The organism is Vibrio penaeicida (assembly GCF_019977755.1).
In the GTDB taxonomy this organism is placed as follows: domain Bacteria; phylum Pseudomonadota; class Gammaproteobacteria; order Enterobacterales; family Vibrionaceae; genus Vibrio; species Vibrio penaeicida.
Genome location: NZ_AP025144.1, coordinates 3,494,321 through 3,518,578 on the forward strand (window position 1 = coordinate 3,494,321; position 24,258 = coordinate 3,518,578).

22 protein-coding genes are annotated in these 24,258 nt (G+C 44.2%); 6 read left to right on the plus strand and 16 right to left on the minus strand.

The genetic code is table 11. The annotated features are described in order from the left end of the window. Both LDO37_RS15680 and LDO37_RS15685 read left to right on the plus strand, forming a co-directional pair. Window positions 1-591 (plus strand): phosphoheptose isomerase, encoded by a 591-nt coding sequence (locus LDO37_RS15680; protein ID WP_104401297.1) that lies wholly within the window; start codon window positions 1-3, stop codon window positions 589-591. A 59-nt stretch (window positions 592-650) separates the two neighbouring features. Next, window positions 651-1,220 carry a BON domain-containing protein gene (locus LDO37_RS15685; protein ID WP_126607498.1) on the plus strand — a complete coding sequence of 190 codons (570 nt, stop codon included), beginning with the start codon at window positions 651-653 and terminating at the stop codon, window positions 1,218-1,220. 109 nt (window positions 1,221-1,329) lie between these two features. On the opposite strand, the gene sspB is transcribed toward LDO37_RS15685, so the two are convergent. The 8 genes from sspB to zapE form a co-directional block, all read right to left on the minus strand. Next, complete coding sequence (gene sspB, locus LDO37_RS15690) at window positions 1,330-1,815, minus strand: ClpXP protease specificity-enhancing factor (protein ID WP_126607497.1); 486 nt, start codon at window positions 1,813-1,815, stop codon at window positions 1,330-1,332. Further along, entirely contained in the window at window positions 1,815-2,450 is a 636-nt protein-coding gene (gene sspA / locus LDO37_RS15695; RefSeq protein WP_126607496.1) for a stringent starvation protein SspA, read from the minus strand. Before sspA ends, sspB begins: the two co-directional genes overlap by 1 nt. Window positions 2,451-2,538: 88 nt before the next feature. Continuing rightward, entirely contained in the window at window positions 2,539-3,276 is a 738-nt protein-coding gene (locus LDO37_RS15700) for a cytochrome c1 (protein ID WP_104401300.1), read from the minus strand. After that, window positions 3,273-4,538, minus strand: coding sequence for a cytochrome b (locus LDO37_RS15705; RefSeq protein WP_126607495.1), 1,266 nt, complete (start codon window positions 4,536-4,538; stop codon window positions 3,273-3,275). The genes LDO37_RS15700 and LDO37_RS15705 overlap by 4 nt, the downstream gene beginning before the upstream one ends. Further along, entirely contained in the window at window positions 4,538-5,131 is a 594-nt protein-coding gene (gene petA / locus LDO37_RS15710) for a ubiquinol-cytochrome c reductase iron-sulfur subunit (protein ID WP_126607494.1), read from the minus strand. Before petA ends, LDO37_RS15705 begins: the two co-directional genes overlap by 1 nt. A 332-nt stretch (window positions 5,132-5,463) precedes the next feature. Continuing rightward, window positions 5,464-5,856 (minus strand): 30S ribosomal protein S9, encoded by a 393-nt coding sequence (rpsI, locus tag LDO37_RS15715; protein WP_101112439.1) that lies wholly within the window; start codon window positions 5,854-5,856, stop codon window positions 5,464-5,466. A gap of 15 nt (window positions 5,857-5,871) precedes the next feature. Beyond that, window positions 5,872-6,300, minus strand: a complete 429-nt coding sequence (rplM, locus tag LDO37_RS15720) for a 50S ribosomal protein L13 (RefSeq protein ID WP_101112440.1) — start codon at window positions 6,298-6,300, stop codon at window positions 5,872-5,874. A gap of 257 nt (window positions 6,301-6,557) precedes the next feature. After that, a complete protein-coding gene (zapE, locus tag LDO37_RS15725; RefSeq protein ID WP_126607493.1) occupies window positions 6,558-7,661 on the minus strand; it encodes a cell division protein ZapE in 1,104 nt (367 codons plus the stop codon). A gap of 265 nt (window positions 7,662-7,926) precedes the next feature. Here zapE and zapG point away from each other — a divergent pair, with 265 nt between their 5' ends. From zapG to degS, 3 genes are all read left to right on the plus strand, one after another. After that, window positions 7,927-8,373, plus strand: coding sequence for a Z-ring associated protein ZapG (gene zapG, locus LDO37_RS15730; RefSeq protein WP_101112442.1), 447 nt, complete (start codon window positions 7,927-7,929; stop codon window positions 8,371-8,373). A 109-nt stretch (window positions 8,374-8,482) separates the two neighbouring features. Next, entirely contained in the window at window positions 8,483-9,850 is a 1,368-nt protein-coding gene (locus LDO37_RS15735) for a Do family serine endopeptidase (protein WP_126607510.1), read from the plus strand. A gap of 267 nt (window positions 9,851-10,117) precedes the next feature. Further along, the gene (degS, locus tag LDO37_RS15740) at window positions 10,118-11,179 is read left to right on the plus strand and encodes an outer membrane-stress sensor serine endopeptidase DegS (RefSeq protein WP_126607492.1); all 1,062 of its coding nucleotides are present in this window, start codon (window positions 10,118-10,120) and stop codon (window positions 11,177-11,179) included. Window positions 11,180-11,269: 90 nt separating this feature from the next. On the opposite strand, the gene parC is transcribed toward degS, so the two are convergent. From parC to nudF, 6 genes are all read right to left on the minus strand, one after another. Continuing rightward, window positions 11,270-13,552, minus strand: a complete 2,283-nt coding sequence (gene parC, locus LDO37_RS15745; RefSeq protein ID WP_126607491.1) for a DNA topoisomerase IV subunit A — start codon at window positions 13,550-13,552, stop codon at window positions 11,270-11,272. A gap of 3 nt (window positions 13,553-13,555) precedes the next feature. After that, window positions 13,556-15,436: a DNA topoisomerase IV subunit B gene (gene parE / locus LDO37_RS15750; RefSeq protein ID WP_126607490.1), complete on the minus strand. Its 1,881-nt coding sequence runs from the start codon at window positions 15,434-15,436 to the stop codon at window positions 13,556-13,558. Window positions 15,437-15,694: 258 nt separating this feature from the next. Continuing rightward, the gene (yqiA, locus tag LDO37_RS15755) at window positions 15,695-16,285 is read right to left on the minus strand and encodes an esterase YqiA (protein ID WP_224055257.1); all 591 of its coding nucleotides are present in this window, start codon (window positions 16,283-16,285) and stop codon (window positions 15,695-15,697) included. A gap of 1 nt (window position 16,286) precedes the next feature. Next, window positions 16,287-17,102: a 3',5'-cyclic-AMP phosphodiesterase gene (cpdA, locus tag LDO37_RS15760; protein ID WP_126607488.1), complete on the minus strand. Its 816-nt coding sequence runs from the start codon at window positions 17,100-17,102 to the stop codon at window positions 16,287-16,289. Between the two features lie 65 nt (window positions 17,103-17,167). Further along, window positions 17,168-17,593, minus strand: coding sequence for a DUF1249 family protein (locus LDO37_RS15765; protein WP_101112449.1), 426 nt, complete (start codon window positions 17,591-17,593; stop codon window positions 17,168-17,170). Window positions 17,594-17,596: 3 nt separating this feature from the next. Further along, window positions 17,597-18,223: an ADP-ribose diphosphatase gene (gene nudF / locus LDO37_RS15770; protein ID WP_101112450.1), complete on the minus strand. Its 627-nt coding sequence runs from the start codon at window positions 18,221-18,223 to the stop codon at window positions 17,597-17,599. 224 nt (window positions 18,224-18,447) lie between these two features. Between nudF and tolC the strand changes: the two genes are divergently transcribed. Then, window positions 18,448-19,752, plus strand: a complete 1,305-nt coding sequence (gene tolC, locus LDO37_RS15775) for an outer membrane channel protein TolC (protein WP_126607208.1) — start codon at window positions 18,448-18,450, stop codon at window positions 19,750-19,752. An 84-nt stretch (window positions 19,753-19,836) separates the two neighbouring features. Here the strand turns inward: tolC and hldE are convergent, their stop codons facing one another. Both hldE and glnE read right to left on the minus strand, forming a co-directional pair. After that, entirely contained in the window at window positions 19,837-21,267 is a 1,431-nt protein-coding gene (hldE, locus tag LDO37_RS15780) for a bifunctional D-glycero-beta-D-manno-heptose-7-phosphate kinase/D-glycero-beta-D-manno-heptose 1-phosphate adenylyltransferase HldE (RefSeq protein ID WP_101112452.1), read from the minus strand. A 100-nt stretch (window positions 21,268-21,367) separates the two neighbouring features. After that, window positions 21,368-24,217 (minus strand): bifunctional [glutamate--ammonia ligase]-adenylyl-L-tyrosine phosphorylase/[glutamate--ammonia-ligase] adenylyltransferase, encoded by a 2,850-nt coding sequence (glnE, locus tag LDO37_RS15785; protein ID WP_126607209.1) that lies wholly within the window; start codon window positions 24,215-24,217, stop codon window positions 21,368-21,370. Window positions 24,218-24,258 lie beyond the last annotated feature (41 nt).

The following is a 24,258-nucleotide window of genomic DNA, read 5'->3' on the forward strand; positions in this document are numbered from 1 at the left end:
ATGCTAGACAGCATTAAAGAAAGCTTTACAGAAAGTATTCAAATTCAAATTGCTGCGGCCGAAGCGCTGCCTGATCACATTATGCATGCCGCGCAGGCAATGGTGACCAGTTTACTTAATGGCAATAAAATTCTTTGTTGTGGTAATGGCGGGTCAGCCTCGAACGCTCAACAATTTGTTTCTTGCCTTCTCAATCGTTTTGAGACTGAAAGACCGAGCCTTCCAGCAATGGCACTTACGGCGGATAATACAACTCTAACTGCTGTCGCCAACGATTATCACTACCAAGAAATTTTTTCCAAACAGGTACGGGCATTTGGGCAAACAGGCGATATTCTTCTCGCTATATCAACGAGCGGAAATAGCAAAAACATCATCAAAGCAATGGAAGCCGCTGTAACCCGTGATATGACCATCATCGCATTCACAGGTAAAGATGGCGGCGAGATGGCCGGGTTATTAGGTGAGTCGGACGTCGAAATTCGCATCCCATCTCATCGTACTGCCCGTATCCATGAAGTTCACATGGTAACCCTACATTGTCTGTGCGACCTTATCGACCAAGTCCTCTTCCCTTCGCATGACGAGTAGTTAGAAAACATGATGTTCTGTTGAGTAAGCAGCTTGGTATTTTGACGAGAGGTACAGAGATGAAAAAATGGTTTTTAGTCGCAGCTTGCAGTTTAAGCCTTACAGGTTGTGCTGGATTGTTGGTGGCTGGCGCAGCAACCACTGCCAATATCGTTTCAGATACGCGCACAACTCAAGAGCAATGGCAAGATAGCCAATTGGAATTTGAGGTAGCCGGAATTGGAAACAAAGCCCCTTATACTGGACACGTAAAGGCAACTGCAACGGCCTTTCGCGGTAAGGTTATTCTAATCGGTCAAGCTGTCACTCATGACTACAAAGAGCAATTCGGCGTGAGAGTATCAGAAACTAAAGGGGTAAGTAGCGTATCGAATCAATTACGTGTTCGCCCGCTGCTTGATTTGCAAACTATTACGCACGACAGCTGGATTACCACTAAAGTCAAAGCCAGTTTGATTGCGAACGAAAATCTGACCACAGTAAAAATCAAAGTCATCACTGAAGATGGTGAAGTTTTTTTACTTGGGTATGTTACTCCTGAGCAAGCAGATATCGCGACTGACATTACGCGCAATATTTCCGGTGTGAAACAAGTTATTCGAGCCTTTGAAATAGCCGAGCAAACTTAGCCTAAGGTGATAGGCGTCTGAATTGGTTATTTATTCTTAGCTAAATAAAAAAGCAGCGAAAATTCGCTGCTTTTTTATGTTATCCGATTAGAGAATATGAACCTAGTAACTATTTGACAACCCTTAAACTAGGGCGACCTTTCGGTCTCTCAGGTGGAGTATTATCTGATGGAGACTCGACTTGTTTGGATTCCGCAATGCTGTCAACAACATCAAATCCGATATCTTCAGAGTCTTCCTCAACAATGCCTTCCTCTGCGTCTGCGTAACCGTCTTCAGGTTCAAACATAGTTCCGGCACCATTTTCACGAGCATATATCGCATGCACAGCGTAAAGGGGTGCGATGACAGAATGAGGTTTACCGCCAAATCGGGCGTTGAAAGTAATCGCATCGTTACTCATTTCCAAGTTACCTACCGCGCGCGGGGCAATATTCAAAATGATTTGACCATCCTGAATAAACTCTTTAGGAACTCGTACACCAGACAATGTTGCATCAACAACCAAATGCGGGGTTAAGTCGTTATCAACCAACCACTCATAAAACGCGCGTACTAAATAAGGACGGCGCGGTGTCATTTTCTCTATATCCATTAACGAACCAAACGCATTTCACGCTCAGCTTCTGTTAAAGAAGCTAAGAACGAATCACGTTCAAATACGCGATTCATGTAAATCTTAAGTTCTTTCGAACCTGGTCCAATTAAATCGATACCTAACGCAGGCAAACGCCATAGAAGCGGAGCCAAGTAGCAATCGATCAAGCTGAATTCTTCACTCATGAAGTGTTCGTATTCTGCAAAAATTGGAGCAAGAGTAAGTAGATCGTTACGCAATTTAGTGCGAGCAGAATCTGCTTCTTCAGCGTTTCCTTTCTGTACCTTCTCTGCCAACGAATACCAGTTGTTCTCAATTCGGAACATCATCAAACGGCTGTTACCACGGGCAACAGGGTAGACTGGCATCAATGGTGGGTGCGGAAAACGCTCATCCAGATACTCCATGATAATCTTGGAGTTATATAGTGCTAGTTCACGGTCAACCAAGGTTGGCACCGTCTTATAAGGGTTTAGTTCGATAAGCTCACTTGGTAAGTTTGCTTCATCAATCAGTTCAACTTCGAAACTCACCCCTTTCTCAGCCAGAACAATACGAACCTGGTGGCTGTACATATCAGAAGCACTAGAAAATAGAGTCATCACGGAACGTTTATTGGCAGCTACAGCCATTGAGCCCTCCAGCACACTTGAAAATAAAAAAAACAATGGAGACCAACTGTCTCCATTGTAGAAAAATTAGCGATGTATTATAGCACGATTAGTGAACATCACGCCAATACTCTTTCTTGAGGAATACTACCACTATAGTCAAGAGAACAAGGAATGCCATAGCCCACCAGCCCATAACATGACGCTCAAGTTTGACCGGGTCGCCGGAGTACTCCAAGAAATTAACTAAATCCCTAACCGCATCGTCGTATTCCGTCGGGCTGAGTTCTCCGCGGCCATCCGTTTCGATTCGGGCAATCACCTGTTTCTCTTCACCGTTTACAGTGTGTGTTTCATACACTGCAGTTGGAACACCCTGTAACTCTTCAAGTACATGTGGCATACCAACGCTCGGGAATACAACGTTGTTCACCCCAAAAGGACGTGATGGATCAGCATAGAAAGAACGGAGGTAGGTATACAACCAATCGGCCCCACGAACTCGCGCAACCAAAGTCAAATCAGGTGGTGGCGCGCCAAACCAGTTACCAGCTTGCTTATCTGGAATCGAGTTTTCCATCAAAGAACCGATTTTAACTTCCGGATCAAATATCAAATGTTCCTTCATAAGATCGAGAGGAATATTAAGATCAGTCGCTACACGTTCATATCGCTGATACTGCGCTGAGTGACAGCCAAAGCAATAGTTCATAAATAGCTTCGCACCATTTTGCAGAGAAGCCTTATCGCTTAAATCGTTGTTCGCTTTGTCTAGTGGCACATTCGCACCAGCTGCCATCACTAAAGATGGCATCAAAGCAAAAAGCATTACAATCCACTTCTTCATTTGAATGTCACCCTCTCTGGTAATGGTTTCGTGGCTTCATTTTTACTGTAGAAGTACAGCAACACAAAGAACATGAAATAACCCAAACTAAATATCTGTGCCATAAGCGTGTAAGTTGGTGTTGCAGGTAAAGCACCTAAAACACCCAACGCGACAAAACAGATGGTGAACTGAATGATATTGAATAAGTGGAACTTACTTCGATAACGATAAGAACGTACTTTACAACGATCAAGCCATGGAAGTAGGAACAGCACAACAATCGAAGCCCCCATTGCAACCACTCCTAACAACTTATCAGGTACAGCACGTAATATGGCGTAGAAAGGTGTGAAGTACCAAACTGGCGCAATATGCTCTGGTGTTTTCAGCGGGTTTGCTGCTTCAAAGTTAGGTGGCTCAAGGAAGTAACCTCCCATTTCTGGATTAAAGAACAATACGTAGCAGAAAAGGAATAAGAACCCAGCAACGCCGACCAGATCTTTAACAGTTCCGTACGGATGAAAAGGTACCGAATCAATAATGTCGTATTTTTTGCTGTAATAATCGTGGAATTTGAATTGCGTTTTGTAGTCGTCACCCATACTGCCTTTCGGTAGCTTGGTTTCGATACCATCTGGGTTATTAGAGCCGACTTCATGCAGAGCTAAAATATGCAAAACAACAAGCAGTAGCAATACGATGGGTAGCGCTATAACGTGAAGTGCAAAGAAGCGGTTAAGCGTCGCACCAGAAATAACATAGTCACCACGAATCCAAAGCGTTAAGTCATCTCCGATTACAGGAATCGCACCAAATAGCGAAATAATTACCTGTGCTCCCCAATACGACATCTGTCCCCAAGGAAGTAGGTAACCCATGAAGGCTTCAGCCATGAGCACGAGGAAAATCAACATACCAAAGATCCACAGTAACTCACGAGGCTTTTGGTAAGAGCCGTAAATTAGACCACGGAACATGTGGAGGTAAACCACAACAAAAAATGCAGACGCGCCAGTTGAATGCATATAGCGAAGTAGCCAACCATACTCAACATCTCGCATGATGTATTCAATGGAAGCAAATGCACCGTCACCAGACGGTACGTAGTTCATTGTCAACCAGATGCCCGTTAAGATCTGATTAACCAAAACCAACATTGCTAAAGAACCGAAAAGATACCAGAAATTGAAATTCTTTGGCATTGGGTATTCTGAAAGATGCTTTTTATAAGCATTCATCGCGGGTAGGCGTTTTTCTACCCAATCAAGTATCGCTTGCATTAGGCTTCCCCTCCTTCATCAACCCCGATAAGAATCTTAGAGTCGGTCAAGTATGTATGCTTGGGAACAACCAAGTTTAAAGGAGCCGGAACCCCTTGGAATACTCGTCCTGCCATATCAAATTTAGAACCATGACATGGGCAGAAGAACCCTGATTTAACGCCTTGCACTTGTTCGTTAAAGCTATCTGGGAGGTAAGTTGGGGAACACCCCAAGTGAGTACATATTCCAACTGCAACAAAATACTCAGGTTTGATAGACCGGTAAGTATTTTGCGCGTAAGAAGGCTGCTGCTCCTCTGACGACGCAGGGTCACGAAGCTGCCCGTCCAGCTCTTTGAGTTCTTCAACAATGGAATTCGAACGACGGACCACCCAAACAGGTTTACCTCGCCATTCAACACGAACCATTTGACCTTCTTCCAGTTTCCCTATTTCAACTTCAACAGGGGCTCCGGCGGCCTTAGCTTTGGCGCTAGGGTTCCAAGATTTGATAAAAGGAACGGCGACGGCGATACCTCCCACAGCACCCACAACTGCAGTTGTGGCTGTTAGGAAGCGCCGACGTCCGTTATTTATAGGCGCATTGCTCATCCAACATTCTCCCATTTGCTCCCAGTGTCTTATTATTTTTTCGACTTCCAAAGAGCATGGCTAAAAATTACGCGTTTTTTATACTTATTTGCTTAAGAAATGATAAATAAAACCCTACTTTTTGACAAGGTAATACTACTTTTTTGTAACAAATGTGAGTGAAAGTGGCGATCACATCACAAAAGATAGGGATATTTAAAAAATGTAATTTAAGAAGAAAGAGTTACAACGAATTTTTAGGAAGGAAAAAACAAAAAGCCCGGTATAAATACCGAGCTTTTGGTGCCACAATCCAGCAAAACTGGAGCGGTAACTTTCTGAATAGAGAAAGATTAACGCTTAGAGAACTGTGGACGACGACGTGCTTTACGTAGACCAACTTTCTTACGTTCAACGCAACGAGCGTCACGAGTAACGTAACCAGCTGCACGTAGCGCAGGACGTAGAGACTCATCGTACTCCATTAGAGCACGAGTGATGCCGTGGCGGATCGCGCCAGCTTGACCAGAAATACCACCACCAGAAACAGTGATGTATAGGTCTAGCTTCTCAGTCAATTCAACTAGCTCAAGAGGCTGACGAACAACCATACGAGAAGTTTCACGACCGAAGTAAACATCAAGGCTACGCTTGTTGATTACAATTTCACCGCTGCCTGGTTTGATGAAAACACGGGCTGCTGAGCTTTTGCGACGACCAGTGCCGTAGTATTGATTCTCTGCCATTTTCATAATCCCCGATTAGATGTCTAGTACTTGTGGTTGTTGAGCAGCATGGTTGTGCTCAGCGCCAGCGTAAACTTTCAGCTTACGGTACATAGCACGGCCAAGAGGACCACGTGGTAGCATGCCTTTAACCGCAAGTTCGATAGCCATTTCAGGTTTACGATCGATCAACTTTTCAAAAGTGATAGATTTTAGACCACCTGGGAACTCAGAGTGACGGTAGTACACTTTACCTTTAGCTTTGTTACCAGTAACAGCAACTTTCTCAGCGTTAACAACGATGATGTAATCACCAGTGTCTACGTGAGGAGTGTATTCTGCTTTATGCTTGCCGCGTAGGCGAGATGCAATTTCACTTGCAATACGACCCAGAGTTTTACCTTCTGCATCTACAACGTACCAGTCGCGTTTTACAGTTTCTGGTTTAGCAACGAAAGTTTTCATGCTAATAATTACCTATTAAAAAATTTACACTTAAGGAACAATTACTTGTCCCCACTGTCTGAAAGCCCCATTCATCACCCCTTCGAGTGTTGGAAACTCTCGGCATAGCTACTTATCATGTGTAGCCAGAGGCTCGCAGTAACGGTAGGTCGCAGGATTATAGAGAAGAGTGAGGAAAAAATCACCTTTTTTTCTCTAAAAAGATCATTTTTTTCCTCTTTGGAAAGTGAATCGGCAAATTTTACGTTTTTCTGATATTAAGGTAAGTGTTCTTTAGCCAAATAATCATGACTTTGCATTTCAATTAGACGCGACTGACAACGTTTAAATTCGAAGTTTAAGTGCCCTTCTGTGTAGAGTTCTTCCAAAGCCACTTCTGAAGAAATAATGAGTTTTACATTCCTTTCATAAAACTCGTCAACTAACGCTATAAATCGCCTTGCGGCATCGTCATTACTTTTTCCCATTTGCTTCACATCACCCAACAATACCGTGTGATATTCACGAGACATCTCAATGTAATCATTTTGACTTCTCATCGATTCACACAACTGCCCGAACGTTGCCATAAGTACGTCATCATGAACATTAATGACATCAATTATTCGGTGATTCACTTCTATTTGAGTAACGCATTGATGACCTTCACCAACCAGTTGACGGTAATATCGATTCAAATTGATGGTGGCATCTTCGTCCAACGGAAAATGGAAAATTTCAGCTTGTTCAAGGGTTCTAAGGCGGTAATCGATACCACTGTCGACATTCAGTACATCACAATGCTTTTCGATTAGCGCGATAGCCGGTAAAAAGCGAGCCCTTTGCAATCCATTTCGATACAAGTCTTGTGGCGGAATATTAGAGGTAGCTACGAGAACTACATTTCTGGCAAACAACGCCTGCATCAAGGTACCCAAAATCATCGCATCGGTAATATCCGATACAAAAAACTCGTCAAAGCAAATGATGTCGGCTTCAGACTTTAATACATCAGCCACTTTCTCTAGAGGATCTGCAACTTCACCCAATGCTTTTAGTTCATCATGAACCCGATACATAAAGCGGTGAAAATGAACCCTAAGTTTCTTATCGGTGGGCAACGCATCAAAAAACGTATCCATTAGATAAGTTTTCCCACGCCCTACACCACCCCAGAAATATAAACCATTTGGTGGTTCAGGTTTTTGAGGCTTCTTCCCCATCAATTTTTGCCAGGTAGAAAGTGGTTCGATAGGAGTATTTAAATAGTCTTGAAATCGGTGATATAAGCTGTCTAATTTTTCAACAGCAAGTTGCTGAGCAGGGTCAACCGAAAATCCATTGTTTTCTATATCTTCTTGATATTTAAGCTTAGGCGTCATTGGAAACTACGTTTATTATTGTTCATTAATCGTGTTGATATTATTACGATTATAGCGACTTCAAAGAGTTGAGACATGTCGTTTTTTTGTTCTCAGTATAAGACGCTTTCTCTTTATCGTACTCTGAACTCATAGTACCATGCCCCTTCGGCTGTGTAACACACCAATAACAAATCAAGCCTTAAAGGTGACTTTGGTCTCTGCAATTGAATTCCCCAAAATTCAGCCAAACACAGCTTACTGTAACGATGATAAAGGAGCATTTATGCCTGGGATGTATATTGTCATTGGGATTGTGATCGGATTAGTTGCCGGTTATTTTCTGGCAAAACTGATGACACCGGATGCGAATAAGCAGAAATCCATTCAAAAAGATTTAGAAAAATCAAAATTCGAGTTAGAGCAACAAAGACAAGAACTTGCGGATCACTTCGCTCAAACGGCAGAAATGTTAGATGTGCTTGGGAAAGACTACACAAAGCTCTATCAGCATATGGCGAAAACGTCGACGGAGCTACTGCCTAACGTTCCCGAACAAGACAATCCATTTGTAAAAAAGATAGCCCAACATACTGAAGAAGAAATAATTTCTAAAGATAACGGTCAAGAAGCACCTAAAGATTATGCGCATGGTGCAACGGGTTTGCTGAAAGACCAAGAGAAAGAAGTCATCAATACACCTACCGATGAGCCTGCTCCAAAACTGTCTTGATACAAAAAACGGTCTTGGTACAAAAAGTATCATGACTTGAAAAATGGATGATTGAACTTTATTTAGGTTACTGAGTCATAATCTTCACCTATCAAAGAGGAGCCTTATGATGAAAAAACCTTTGCTTGTTTTAAGTGCATTAACATTAAGCTTAAGTTCAATCATCGCGCCACTGCCCGCTACTGCGGCATTACCAGTAGCGGTTAGCGGTGAACAGTTACCTAGCCTTGCACCTATGCTTGAAAAAGTAACCCCTGCGGTTGTAAGCATAGCCGTCGAAGGCAAACACGTTGCCACTCAACGTGTTCCAGAAGCATTCCGATTCTTTTTTGGCCCAGACTTTCCTGCTGAGCAAGTACAAGAGCGTCCGTTTCGCGGGCTCGGCTCTGGTGTGGTCATTGATGCCGAAAAAGGACACATTGTCACCAATTACCACGTAATTAAAGGCGCTGACGAAATCCGCGTTCAACTACACGATGGTCGCGAATACGATGCAGAGCTCATCGGTGGTGATGAAATGTCGGATGTGGCATTGCTCAAGTTAGAAAAGTCAGAAAACCTAACCCAAATCGTATTGGCGGATTCCGATAAATTACGCGTTGGTGATTTTACTGTTGCAATAGGTAACCCGTTTGGTTTGGGTCAAACTGTTACTTCAGGAATAGTGTCTGCGCTTGGGCGTTCTGGCTTAAACGTACAGAATTTTGAAAACTTCATTCAAACCGATGCCGCGATTAATAGCGGTAACTCTGGTGGAGCATTGGTGAACCTAAACGGTGAACTGATCGGCATAAACACTGCGATTCTTGGGCCAAATGGCGGTAATGTTGGGATTGGATTCGCGATCCCTGCCAATATGATGAAAAACCTGACACAGCAAATACTGGAGTTTGGTCAAGTCAAACGAGGCTTACTTGGCGTTCAAGGAAGTGAAATCACATCCGAGCTCGCTGAAGCCCTTGGTTACGCATCAAATAAAGGCGCATTCGTAAGCCAGGTTGTGCCTGAAAGTGCGGCAGATGAAGCAGGTCTGGAAGCGGGCGACGTTATTGTTTCACTAAACGGTAAGTCCATTAGCACGTTCGGAGAACTTCGGGCGAAAATAGCCACGCTAGGTGCCGGTAAAGAAATCACCATTGGGGTTATTCGCGACGGTAAAAACAAAACATTCGACGCAACCCTGCAAGAAGCTGGTGACAATAAGACACGGGCAGACAAACTGCATGAAGGGCTTGCCGGGGCGGAACTCTCAAACACAGACAACAGTGATCCACTGTCAGGCGTGAAGGTCACCAGTGTTGAGAAAGGCTCTCCAGCCGATGCTTATCAGCTTAAGGAAGGAGATATCATCATTGGTGTTAACCGTACTCGTGTTAAAAACCTTGGGCAGTTTAGAGCCATTTTGGAAGACAAACCAAATGTACTCGCGCTGAACATCCAACGAGGCGAAAGAACAATTTACCTTGTTGTTAGATAAACATTAATTCCATCTAAGTATTTGTTTTTAATAAAGTTATTGATATTAAGTTAGCACTTTTTGTCATTTCACGAACAACACTTCTAAAAAGGAAGCAAATAACTGCTTCCTTTTTTATACCTGCCGTTTTAAAAGCTCTATCTTGGCTAACACACAGCTGACATAGCCAGTACTGGCATACGTTGGCTAATCAGTGCTATGCTTTCTCTCTCAATATAAATCAAATTCTTATGGGGTTTTCCCCTTTATACCCACTCTGAGGATAGTATGTGGAAGACCCTTTTACGCTCTTCATTCATAGGGCTCCTTACCGCAGGTTTACTTCTTGCCGTATTGCCATCACTGCGAACAGCTGCGGTAGAAGCAACAATAGATGACACGCCGACAAATATAGAAGATCTTCAGGTATCGTTCAGTCATGCTGTACGTAGAGCAAGCCCTGCTGTCGTCAACATTTATACGAGTAAGCCAAATGGTGGTGATAGAGCTGGAATTAAACAAGATCTGGGTTCTGGTGTCATTGTAAGTAAAAAAGGCTACATCATAACAAACTACCACGTCATCGCTCAGGCTGCTGAAATAACGGTAGCATTACAAGATGGTCGATATTTCTCAGCTCAACTGGTCGGCAAAGACCGTAGGACAGACATTGCTGTTTTGCGAATTGAAGGGGCAAATCTACCTGTTATCCCTTTGAACCCGAACTACCAAGAAAAAGTCGGCGATGTCGTACTCGCGATAGGTAACCCGTATAACTTAGGTCAAACAACTACTTTTGGCATCATTTCTGCGATTGAACGCTTTGCCATTAGCGCAGATGGCCGTCAGCCATTTATACAAACCGACGCGGCAATCAATAAAGGCAACTCAGGCGGTGCTTTGGTTAACACGAAAGGCGAGTTAGTTGGAATCAATACGGCCTCCTTCCAGCAAGCGACAAATACAAATACCTATGGAATTTCATTTGCTATACCGTACTTTTTAGCGGATAGGGTAATGGAAAAAATCATTGCTGATGGGCGTGTTATTCGCGGTTACATCGGCATTAGTGGTCAAGACATCACTTCCATCTCATCAAGAATACTCGGAGCAGAATACGTAGGTGGCATCATCGTGATGAGTGTGGATGTAGGAGGTCCAGCAGAAGACGCGGGCATTCGAGTAAAAGACATCATACTTGAAATTGGCGGTGCAAAGGTTAATGGAAAAGAAGGTGTTCTTGAAATTGTAACGGGTCTACGCCCTGGCGCAGAAGTAGAGATGACCGTTCTTCGTAAAGGCGAGAAAGTAAAACTCAATGTACTTGTAGGTGATGACCCTCAGGGTTAAAACACCGTCTCTTTGCTATCTTGCTCCATTCAAATGTATTGATCAATTCACACCAAACAAAAACCCCCTAGCTAAACTAGGGGGTTTTTACTATTCACTGTCCGATTCAGGAGCAGATAACTGCGTGCTACTCTCAATTTCTATTCGAGTCACGCGCTGCAAACCTCGTGGTAACAGACTACCTCTTCGACCTCGCTCTCCTCGGAAGTTATCCAGGTCAGCAGGTTTCAAACCAAGTTTGCGTTTGCCAGCGTACAAAGTAATAGAAACACCACTAGGAAGAGCCATTAAGTGAGAAACCGTTTCTTCACGCTCTTTGGCTTTCGCTGATGGGATATTAATGATCTTATTCCCTTTACCTTTACTCAGCTGAGGGAGATCTTTAATTGCAAATATTAGCATTCGACCTTGATTGGTAATCGCGAGTATCTCGTCATTATCCAAATCAGAAATAGCGCTTGGCGTCATCACCTCAGAATTTTGAGGAAGATTGACCAACGCCTTACCGCTGCGGTTTTTGGAAAGTAAATCTGTGCCTTTACAGACAAACCCATAACCCGCATCTGAACCAACAAGCCAAAGCTGCTCTTCTTCACCCATAATCACTTGGCTGATCGTTGTACCCGCAGTAATGTTCAAGCGACCTGTAATGGGCTCACCTTGGCTCCGTGCCGAAGGCAACGAGTGGGATTCAAGCGAATAGCTACGACCATCTGTACCCAGAAAAACCGCTTGTTGATTACTCTTACCACGAGCATGAGCGAGATATTTATCACCCGACTTATAGTTCAAGCTCTCAGAGTCGACATCATGACCTTTCGCATGACGTATCCAGCCTTTTTCTGACAGAACCACTGTGATTGGTTCACTTGGCATTAGATCTCGCTCAGTCAACGCTTTCGCTTCTGCTCGCTCAACAATTGGCGAGCGACGATCATCGCCATATTTTTCCGCATCAGCTTTGATCTCTTTTTTAATCAAAGTATTCAAGCGACGCTCAGAGCCAAGCAACTGCTCCAGTTTCTCACGCTCTTTTTCTAACTCTTCCTGCTCTCCACGAATCTTCATTTCTTCCAGCTTGGCAAGATTACGAAGTTTCGTATCGAGGATCGCATCGGCTTGAATTTCAGAGATACTAAAGCGAGACATCAGCACAGCTTTAGGATCATCTTCTGTTCGGATGATTTCGATCACTTCATCAAGGTTTAGGTAAGCGATCAACAAACCTTCCAAGATGTGTAGACGCGCCAACACTTTGTCTAAACGATATTGCAGCCTACGACGAACCGTTTCACGGCGGAATTCAATCCACTCTTTCAGGATCATCACCAGCCCTTTCACTTGCGGGCGATTATCCAAGCCAATCATGTTTAAGTTAACGCGATAGCTTTTTTCCAGATCTGTGGAAGCAAACAAATGATTCATCAACTGATCACTGTCCACTCGGTTAGATCTTGGCACAATAACAATACGTGTTGGATTTTCATGATCAGACTCATCGCGAAGATCGTCAACCATTGGTAGCTTCTTCGCTCGCATCTGATTAGCGATCTGTTCCAGCAATTTAGCGCCCGAGACTTGATGAGGCAAAGAGGTAATTACGATCTCACCATTCTCTTTATTCCAAACCGCGCGCATTTTAATGCTACCGCGACCATTGCGGTAAATCTTCTCGATTTCAGCTTTCGGAGAAATGATCTCCGCTTCTGTTGGATAATCCGGACCTTGGACATGTTGCATTATGTCATCAAGTTCCAGTTTAGGATTATCAATCAGCTTAATCGTAGCGTCAGCCACTTCACGTACGTTATGTGGTGGGATGTCTGTCGCCATACCTACCGCAATACCGGTTACGCCGTTTAGAAGGATATGTGGCAGCCTTGCAGGCAACATTTGTGGCTCTTTCATCGTGCCATCAAAATTGGGTTGCCATTCAACGGTTCCCTGTCCTAATTCTCCAAGCAATACTTCGGCAAATTTAGACAGCTTGGCTTCGGTATATCGCATTGCAGCGAAGGATTTCGGATCGTCAGGTGCACCCCAGTTCCCCTGACCATCCACCAATGGGTAACGATAGGAGAAAGGCTGTGCCATCAATACCATGGCTTCATAACATGCGGAATCGCCGTGAGGGTGATACTTACCCAACACGTCACCCACTGTACGAGCCGATTTTTTGTATTTAGACGCTGCGGATAAACCGAGCTCCGACATAGCATAAATAATACGTCGTTGAACCGGTTTTAAGCCATCGCCGATGTAAGGCAGGGCACGATCCATGATGACGTACATTGAGTAATTCAGATACGCGTCTTCAGTAAACCTGCGCATTGGCAGCTGTTCAACGCCATCGTATGTTATTTCTGTCGACATCTATTAAACCTCAGCCAAATCACCGTTGCTTTGTAACCAAGTACGGCGGTCATCCGCACGTTTCTTGCCAAGCAACATATCCATCATTTCCATGGTTGCATCGCTGTCATCTATGGTTAATTGAACCAAGCGACGCGTATTGGGATCCATAGTTGTTTCACGCAGCTGGAGTGGGTTCATTTCACCCAATCCTTTGAATCGCTGAACGTTGATTTTGGCTTTCTTCTTAGAAAGGCGCTCCAATACCCCTTCTTTTTCGTCATCGTCTAAGGCGTAGAAAACTTCTTTACCACAGTCGATTCGATACAAAGGAGGCATTGCAACGTAAATATGACCAGCTTCTACTAACGCACGGAAGTGGCGAGTAAACAGGGCACATAAAAGCGTAGCGATATGAAGACCATCAGAGTCCGCATCCGCAAGAATACAAATTTTACCGTAACGCAGACCGTCTAGGTTGTCGTTATCCGGATCAATACCTAAAGCAACCGAAATGTCGTGTACTTCCTGAGAAGCCAATACCTGATCTGCAGACACTTCCCATGTATTCAGTATTTTACCGCGAAGTGGCATCACCGCTTGGAACTCGCGATCTCGTGCTTGTTTTGCACTACCACCCGCAGAATCCCCTTCCACGAAAAAGATCTCAGTGCGGCTTAAGTCTTGAACGGAACAATCGGTTAACTTACCTGGTAGCGCTGGACCGGATGCGATTTTCTTACGTACGACTTTTTTGCTCGCTCGCATACGGCGGTGCGCATTAGCAATACACACTTCCGCTAGTTGCTCGGCTAATTGCGGCTTTTCATTTAACCACAGGCTAAAGGCATCTTTCACAACACCTGAAACAAATGCCGCAGTTTGACGAGAAGATAGGCGCTCTTTGGTTTGACCCGCAAATTGAGGGTCTTGCATTTTAATCGACAGAACATAAGAACAGCGGTCAAATACATCATCCCCCGTCAGTTTGATACCGCGTGGCAATAAGTTTCGAAACTCACAGAATTCACGCATGGCATCCAAAAGACCTTGGCGAAGACCATTAACGTGAGTACCACCCTGCTTGGTGGGAACCAAGTTTACGTAGCTTTCTGTGATCATTTCGCCGCCCTCAGGCTGCCAAATCACGGCCCATGTCGCCATTTCCGTTTCAGCAGAAAAGTCGCCGATATAAGGCTCTTCTGGAAGAACGGTATAGCCTTTCACACCTTCGGCAAGGTAGTCTTTTAGACCATCTTCATAGAACCATTTGTGTTCTTCGTTATTTACCTTATCGCTAAATGTGATTTCTAGCCCAGGGCATAATACCGCTTTCGCACGTAGGTTATTGATCAACCGAATAACAGAGAATTTGGCGCTATCAAAATACTTAGCGTCTGGCCAGAAGTGAACGGAGGTTCCTGTATTACGATGTCCACAAGTACCCGTCACAGTTAAATCACTGACTGTCGTGCCGCCCTCGAATGCAATTTCATGCACCTGACCATCGCGCTTTACTGTTACTTCAACACGTTTGGATAGGGCATTAACAACGGAAATACCTACACCGTGTAATCCACCAGAAAATTTATAGTTGTCGTTGGAAAACTTACCGCCAGCATGGAGCTTGGTCATAATAAGTTCCACACCCGAAATACCTTTCTCTGGGTGAATGTCGACGGGCATACCTCGACCATCATCGATCACTTCTAGTGATTGGTCGCTATGCAGAATGACTTTTATCTTCTTTGCATGCCCAGCAAGTGCTTCGTCGACTGAGTTATCGATAACCTCTTGTGCAAGATGGTTTGGACGCTCAGTTTCGGTATACATACCTGGACGGTGTCGTACTGGGTCGAGACCTTCAAGAACAGACAGGTCTTTCGCATTATATTGTTCAGTCATAATACGGAATAATACTCAAATGATTAGAATGCAATCAGCACTTTGATGCGTGATTGTTAAGTTTTTTGGTGACATTGTGGAAAGTTGCGCCTAGTTGTAGAAAAAGACATCAAAAGCACAATGATAAAACTATGATGGAACATACTCTGGAACAGACAAGGGGATGTCAAGAGACCAAGGTAAGTAAACCTCAAAATTATGACCCCATCCCAACTTGGGTTATCTGCCCCTCCGTGTTTGAATTTTTGGACTACCGGGTTAAATTCCTAAGAACTCAATAATTTGTTGAGAATATCTTTCAAAGCCAACAAAACTGTGGTCTCCACCTTTCTCGACCGTTTGTTTTGCGTCTTTATATCGTGTAACCGCTTGCCGATAATCCAATACTTCGTCATCTTCTTGTTGAAGTAGCCAGAAATCTTGTGGATGTTTAATTGTGTCTACATCGAGAGCCTTAAGCTCAGCCATATGCTTTTCTTCAAGCACATATTCTTCTTGAGTATAGGGGTTAACTTGCTTCCCTAAATAATCTACAAGCAATTCATAAGGTTTCACTGCTGGGTTCACTAGAGCAGCTCTAAAACCAAAATGTGCATTTAGCCAAGTCGATAAATATCCGCCTAGAGAACTGCCAATCAATCCTATTTGATAGTCTGTCTGATATTTTTTTACCGTTTCTAGTAGAAACTTGGCGGCGAGTTGAGGGTAGCAAGGAAGCTGTGGTGCGATAACTTTAATGTCTGGTCGGTTTTCACTGCACCACTCTAGTATTACATTCGCTTTGTGCGACTGAGGGGAACTGTTAAACCCATGTATATACAGCAACAATGAGGGCTTATTTTCACTCAAATTAGTAGCCTCCGGCAGAAAAATCGGGGAGAAACTCACCATCGGACAGTCGCCCGACTTCCAGCTTTAGTTCACCCTCTCGAGTAAGAGTAAGCATACGCCAACCTGGTGATTCATTATCTAACGCAAAATCATCGGAGTTTGGTTTAAATTGCACACAGGTTGAAGGTGTCGCCACTACTCTTACTCCCTGATACATAACATCAAAGTCTTGATGAACATGTCCACAAAGTACAGCTTCTACATTTTGGTGGTGGCTCAACACTGACCAAAAGTCATCGGCATCTTTTAAAGTATGCTGATCAAGCCAGTGGCTGCCTACCAATACTGGATGGTGATGCAGAAGAACAATAGTGCGGTGCTCAGGAAACTCAGTCAGTTTAGATTCAAGTAAATCTAACTGTTCTTGGCTCAGTCGCCCATGAGGAACCCCTTCAACTTGGCTATCCAGTAAAATGATCTGCCACTTATTATTAAGCACCACATGCGAAGTTGTCTTAATTTGCGTAGACGGGAAAATACTGTGCATACCCGGCTTGAAATCGTGATTGCCGGGCAACCAAAAACATGGCTTCTTTAACGGAGCAATGCCTTCTTCAAATTTCTGATAAGAAGCGGCTGTATGATCTTGCGAAATATCGCCTGTAGCCAGAATGGCTTCGAATTCCAGTTTCCGAGAAATTACCGTATTTACAACAGCATGAAAACTATCTTGGGTGTTAACACTCAACAAGCACCCGTCTTCAGGTTCAAACAAATGAGTGTCAGTAATCTGCAATAGTCTGATATCGCGATTTGAATCTAAGGACAATTTCAAAATAAAACCTGGCTAAATCTCTCTACACTATTTTTGATAACGTTGGCTTTTGGTAACGTTGGTGCTTAGTAAATGGGGCTTCGGCTAATACCGTTCTTAAGACAGAATGTAAGCCACTCACCTAAAAATTGGTTAAGTTGAAACTTTTCATCCTTTTGCACCATTTTTGTATTGGGGTAATCATAACGAGCAAAGACACGAGAAATCTGCTCGCTTGCACACACTTCTGCAACACGAGCATCGTGATAAAGTCTTACAGTCATCTTCGGAAGTGGAAAAACGGGCTGTTCATCACACTGACATACATCAATGAGCGTGGTGTATTTGGTCACTTCACTCACTTCCAACTGATAAGCCATTGACGCCACCTGATAAGAACGCACGTCACCGACATTGGGCTGCCCTGGCAGCAATGCATTCAATTTGGCGTAATTGGTCTCGTAGACTCTCATGAGAGCTGCAAGATCAACATGATATGGCTTATTCAACATTCTTTACTTCCATCGAGATTTTAGTTCTTCATGATGCAATTCCAACCATTGCAGTGCAATTATTGAGGCACCATTCTCAATAATTCCGTCCCTAACAAGCTGGTAAGCTTCTTGGCGGCTCATCACGTGCACTTTTATGTCCTCATCTTCATAGTCTAAGCCATGAATGCCTTTAGCGCTTGATGCCGCTACCTGACCAATGAAAACATCCAACTTTTCAGAACAACCTCCTGAAGAGGGGTAATAACTCGTTATGGTTTCGATTTTCCCAATTTCAACTCCGGCCTCTTCAACGGCTTCGCGGCGGACAACTTCCTCAGAAGATTCATCAGTGTCGATTACACCAGCCACAATTTCGAGTTGCCATGGGCTATTATGTTCAAGCGCCCCAACTCGAATTTGCTCAATCAAAACAACTTTGTCTTCGATAGGGTCATAGGGCAACATCGCAGCGGCATGGCCTCTTTCAAACATTTCTCGTTCAACGGGGTTACTCCAACCACCAGCAAACAATTTGTGCTGGAATGTGTATTTCACCATCGAGAAAAAGCCTCGATAAAGCGATTTTCTTGAGATGATTTTTACATCTTGTGGAGTAAACTGTTGATGTTTGTTGTCTGATTGCTGCATTGCGTGTCTCCGGAGATGAGAATTCTAATCATTGTATCCTGATATCTCCAATGATTGCGCTCAACTTTTTTGATAATGATTGCAAAAATATTTAAATGAATAATTTATTTGCTGTGCATCTCAGCGATAAATTGCTAAAAATGCAAAGATAGGCATAAAAATCAAGCGAGTTGCGTTACACTCGCATGGCTTCAATTTTTATATTACAAGGCAGGAAAGGCAAAATGAAAAAGCTGCTTCCACTATTGATTACCGCTGCACTGGGCAGTAATGCAGCCTGGGCAGATAACCTAGCTGAAATTTACGATTTAGCAAAACAAAACGATCCTCAATTACTGAGCGCCGCCGCACAACGCGAAGCAGCATTTGAAGCCGTGAATAGCTCTCGCAGTACTTTGCTTCCTCAAATTGATCTAACGGCAGGTTACAACATTCAACAAAGTAGTAAAAGTGATCGTGAAGGCAATGCACTGACAGCTGGTGTAGGCTTAAAGCAAGATCTGTATAACCGTAACAGTTGGATAAACCTAGATAAAGCGGAAAAGTCTGCTCGACAAGTTGACTCGGCATACGCTGCTGAGCAACAAGGTCTGATATTGCGTGTTGCAACTGCGTATTTCGAGGTACTGCGAGCTCAAGACAGCCTCGACTTTGTGCGCGCCGAAAAAGCAGCGGTTGCTCGCCAGTTGGAGCAAACTAAACAGCGATTTGAAGTCGGTTTATCTGCAATCACAGACGTACACGATGCGCAAGCGCAATACGATAGTGTGCTGGCTTCTGAAGTATTGCAAGAAAATGCATTAGCAAATAGCTATGAAGCTCTGCGTGAAATTACAGGTGAAGAACACCAAAAGCTAGCCACCCTCGATACTCGGCGCTTTGCTGCTAGTCGACCTGAATCCACAACAGAATCTTTGATTGAGAAAGCACAGCAAGAAAACTTGTCATTGTTAGCAACACGCATCAAACGTGATATTGCCAAAAATGATATTTCCCTTGCAGAATCAGGGCACCTTCCAACTCTAACACTTAATAGTGGTTACAAATATACAGACAACTCCAATACCTTGAATGGTACGGGTGATGGCAGTTTCAATGATTTTAATATTGGAGTAAACCTCTCTGTCCCGCTCTATACTGGTGGGAATATTACCTCTCTAGTAAAGAAAGCAGAAGCAAACTATGTTGAAGCAAGCCAGAGGTTAGAACAGACATATCGCACGGTCGTAAAAGATGTGCGCGCCCACTACAACAACATCAATGCTAATATCGGCGCGATTCGTGCGTACAACCAATCAGTCGTTTCTGCGCAATCGGCACTTGAAGCAACCGAAGCTGGGTTTGATGTGGGTACTCGTACCATAGTCGATGTGTTGGATTCTACTCGCCGTTTGTACGATGCCAACCGTAACCTGTCTGACGCTCGTTATAACTATATTTTGAGTGTACTGCAGTTACGTCAAGCCGTGGGCACACTGAATGAACAAGATGTTTTGGATATTAACACTGGGCTTAAACCTGTAAGTTAATCGCTACCAAATATTGCAAGACTAATAAAAAAACGACGCTTAAGCGTCGTTTTTTTATTGTTCATAACCAAATGTAGGTAGTGCTTAACCGCGCCCACCTTTGATTGCTTCAATAATCTCAGTAGTCGAGCATCCGTCTTCGAAGTTTAACACTCGCACTTCACCACCAGCATCAATGACTTCTTTACCACCAGCAATCTCTTCTGGTTTGTAGTCTCCACCCTTTACCAACAAACTCGGTAAAACTTCAGAAATCAGACGCTGTGGCGTTTCTTCGCTGAATGGCACAACCCAATCAACAGCGCCCAAACCGGCCAATACAGCCATTCGGCGATCTGTTGAGTTAACGGGTCTACCTGGTCCTTTCAACGCTTTCACCGAGGCATCCGTATTGACGGCAACAATGAGCCTGTCGCCGAGCTCAGCGGCATGGTTAAGATAGGACACGTGACCGGCATGCAAAATATCAAAACAGCCGTTGGTCATTACCACTTTTTCACCTTTCGCGCGCGCTTGTTTAACCGCTGCAATCAGCTCATGCTCACCAATTACACCGTAGTCGGTATCTTGGCTACCATGTACCGCTTCTGCCAATTCGATGGTTGATAATGTAGAAGTACCAAGCTTTCCAACTACAACCCCAGCGGCAGCGTTCGCTAGTGCACAGGCTTCATCTATTGCCTTACCAGCAGCTACAGAGGCAGCAAGCACAGAAATAACCGTGTCGCCTGCACCTGTGACATCAAACACTTCTTTCGCTTGAGTTGGAAGATGGAAAGGTTCCTGACCTTTACGGAGCAAAGTCATACCATGCTCGCTTCGAGTCACCAGTAGCGCCTCGAAATCAAATTCTTCAATCAGAGCTAGCCCTTTTTCTACAAGCTCTTCTTCATTTTTGACTTTGCCAGCAACTAACTCAAATTCAGCCATGTTAGGCGTAAGCAATGTAGCCCCACGATAGCGTTCAAAGTCAGCCCCTTTTGGGTCGATAAACACAGGGACATTGGCTGAACGTGCTTTCTGGATGAACTGCTGGACGTGTTCTAACGCCCCTTTTGCATAATCAGATAGAATGACCGATTTCACGCTTGGTAACGCTTTTTCCATTCGATCCAGTACATACTGCGCGTCAGTATTTTCAAAACTGTCTTCAAAATCTAATCGTATAAGCTGCTGACCACGGCTCATCACACGGAGTTTGGTAATGGTTGGGAAATCTGGAAGTGAGACGAAGTCACACTTCACTTTTAGAGACGTTAATTGTTCACTCAGCACCTGAGCGGGCTCATCTTGTCCCGTTAAACCAACTAGATGGGCATGACCACCAAGGCTAGCAATATTCATTGCCACGTTTGCCGCACCGCCCGGACGCTCTTCGTTGTCTTCAACTTTAACAACAGGTACTGGTGCTTCTGGTGAGATGCGACCTGTTGGTCCGTACCAGTAACGATCAAGCATTACATCGCCAACAATCAGCACTCCAGATTGAGTGTAGTCCGGCAAAATTGGTTTCATGTTTGTCTCCAAAAATACAAATCCGGCGGAATAGTAACATAGCCGCCAGACGCAAAAAAACCGTAAGGTCAGAGTCTATCTCTAACTACTTCAATGGGATTTAGTCGATCAGCCATTCATTCCATGAATACACGACGCATTCCCTCTCATCTTGGAACCTTGATTCCGCTACATCAGCGTCTTGATTGAGTAAGTTTCGGTGATGAATTTCGTCTCTTAATGCGGTGTAGGCAGAAGTCAGCTTAGCTGCTTGTTGCGCCGGTAACAGCGATAAATTCGCAGCCGCCTCAAGAATCCGAACGTTATCAGAATACGTCAATAGCGATGGGGATTCTGAACTGAAATTTAAGACCAAATATTGAACCAAAAATTCAATATCGGTAATGCCACCGGGATCTTGCTTCAGCATAAATCGCCCGACCTTTTTCCCCCCAAGATGACTGCGCATTTTCTCACGCATATCTGCCACGTCTTTTTTGAGTTTGCTTTGATCACGTTTTGCAGATAATACTTTCGCTCTCGTTGCTTCAAAAGCCGACTTTAACGGCGCATCACTGTATATAGCACGAGCTCTGACTAAGGCTTGGTGTTCCCACGTCCATGCTTCTTGCAATTGATATTCTTCGAATGCATCGGTTGGGCTGACCAACATGCCAGATGCTCCTGAAGGTCGGAGCCTTGTATCGGCTTCATACAAAATGCCAGAAGCTGTACGAACTGAAAATATGTGGATGATTCGTTGGGCCAGGCGCAGGTAGAACTGCCTGCCATCGATTTCTTTTTTCCCATCCGTATTCACGTGTACAGGACAGTCGTGCATGAACACAATATCGAGGTCAGAATTATACCCGAGCTCCCAACCTCCGACTTTACCGTAACCAATAACAGCAAAACCTTTACCCTCTCGCTCTTTCAGGTGGGTTGGCTCGCCATATTTTTCTGTCACTTGTAGCCAAGCTTGTCCTACTACAGCTTCTACTATGGCTTCAGCCAAATAGGTTAAGTGGTCACTTACTTTCATTACAGGTAACACACCTGCAATATCCGCCGCGGCGATACGCAGTATGCAAATTTGCTTAAACTGGCGTAGCGCCTCCATTTGCTGCTCCATATCGTCTTCTGGAATACGCGCTAAGTAATCTCGCAACTCGGACTTGTACTCGGTTGGTGGCGTTGGGTTATAGAGGTGCTGCGGATCCAAAAGCTCATCAAGCAATATAGGGTAACGAGAAAGCTGCTCCGATATCATGGGGCTTGCCGTACACAATCTCACTAACTGCGTAAGGGCTGCGGGATGCTCATCAAGAAGCTCGAGATAGGTTGTGCGAGTACAAATATTGTGAAGCAGGTGTAACACCCGAGACAAACCAAACTCAGCATCTTTGTGATTAAAGAGTGCGTGGAAAACCTTAGGCATCAATCGATTCAATACTTCGCGACCACGTGGACCCAACGTTTTTTTCGCCAAGTCCTTTTTAAAGCCCATAATGGTCTTCACCATCGGTTCTGGGGATTCGACTTTGAGGTCATCTTCGAAAATATGCATCAATACATCTTCCGTATTGGCAAGATCCCACATTTCCTTGAAGTGCTTAGACACTGTTTGAGCTTCTTCCTCTTCATCACCAATAAGTTGTTCAAAAACAGCGTGGATGTTGGACATATGTCCGTCAATCGAGTCGCGCAGCGTATCCCAATTTGATGATTTCATCGCGACAACCAAACGCTGTTGATCCAACTCTTTGTCTGGCAAGGTTTGAGTTTGCTGATCGCCAATAGCTTGAATTAAATTTTCGAGTTTTCGAAGGAATAGATACCCTTCTCTCAAATGCTGAACTTCAATTTCAGATAACAATGTTTTGGCTTCAATTGCGTCGAGTGTTTCCAGTAAACCTCTGCCTCTTAGGCTAGGTTCACGCCCTCCACGGATTAATTGAAAGACTTGAGCGATAAACTCCACTTCACGTATGCCACCAGCACCAAGCTTTATATTGTCCGACAATCCGCGTCGGCGCACTTCGGTGCTGATCATGGACTTCATACGACGGAGAGATTGAATGGCACTGAAGTCGATATAGCGTCTAAAGACGAATGGGCGAAGCATACCCCGCAATTCCTGATACTCTGGGTACATTTCGCGCCCCATAACCCGAGCTTTAATCATGGCGTATCGTTCCCAATCTCGCCCTTGCTCCTGATAATAGTCTTCTAGCGCGGCATAACTCATCACCAACGGCCCACTTTCGCCAAAGGGCCTCAATCGCATATCTACACGATAACAAAAGCCATCGAACGTTTGTTGATCGAGTGCTTTGATCATTCGCTGCCCTAAGCGAGTGAAGAATTGCGCATTGGCAATACTGCGGCGCGCCCCCTGAGTTTCTCCATTTTCGGGATAGGTAAAAATAAGATCGATATCTGAAGAAAAGTTGAGCTCACCACCGCCTAACTTGCCCATACCAATGATCAGCATCGGCTGTGCTTCACCATTTTCATTGCATGGTGTTCCCCACTCTTTACAGCTGGTTTGATAAAGGTGCCTATAAGTCTCAAAGATCAGTGCTTCGGCTAGTGACGATAAATGAAGGAGGCTGTTTTCCAATGACCATGATCCCGTAAAATCTCGCCAAGCTATATACACCATTTCTCGACGCCTAAACTCGCGCAGCTTTTTCATCATGGCGTTTTCATCAACACATTTAGCTAACTGTTTTTTCAACCTATCACGGTAATCGTCTGCTCGATTTTGTGTTGAAAGCATTTCCGGCAAACGCTGACAAAGCTTTTCGTCTCGCTGCATGCTGTCGGCGATAAAATCACTCAATCCTAATACGCGCTCAAGATCCGACAATTTGGCTTGAGGCCAAGTGTCAAAAACGGAAGGATACTGTTCTTCTATTTTCTGGCGTGAGAATTGGGCTTGTTCAGCAATGGGCGTCGGTAAGGTCATTGTTCATCCCTGTCAACGAGTTAGGTGGTTTGTTCGATTTA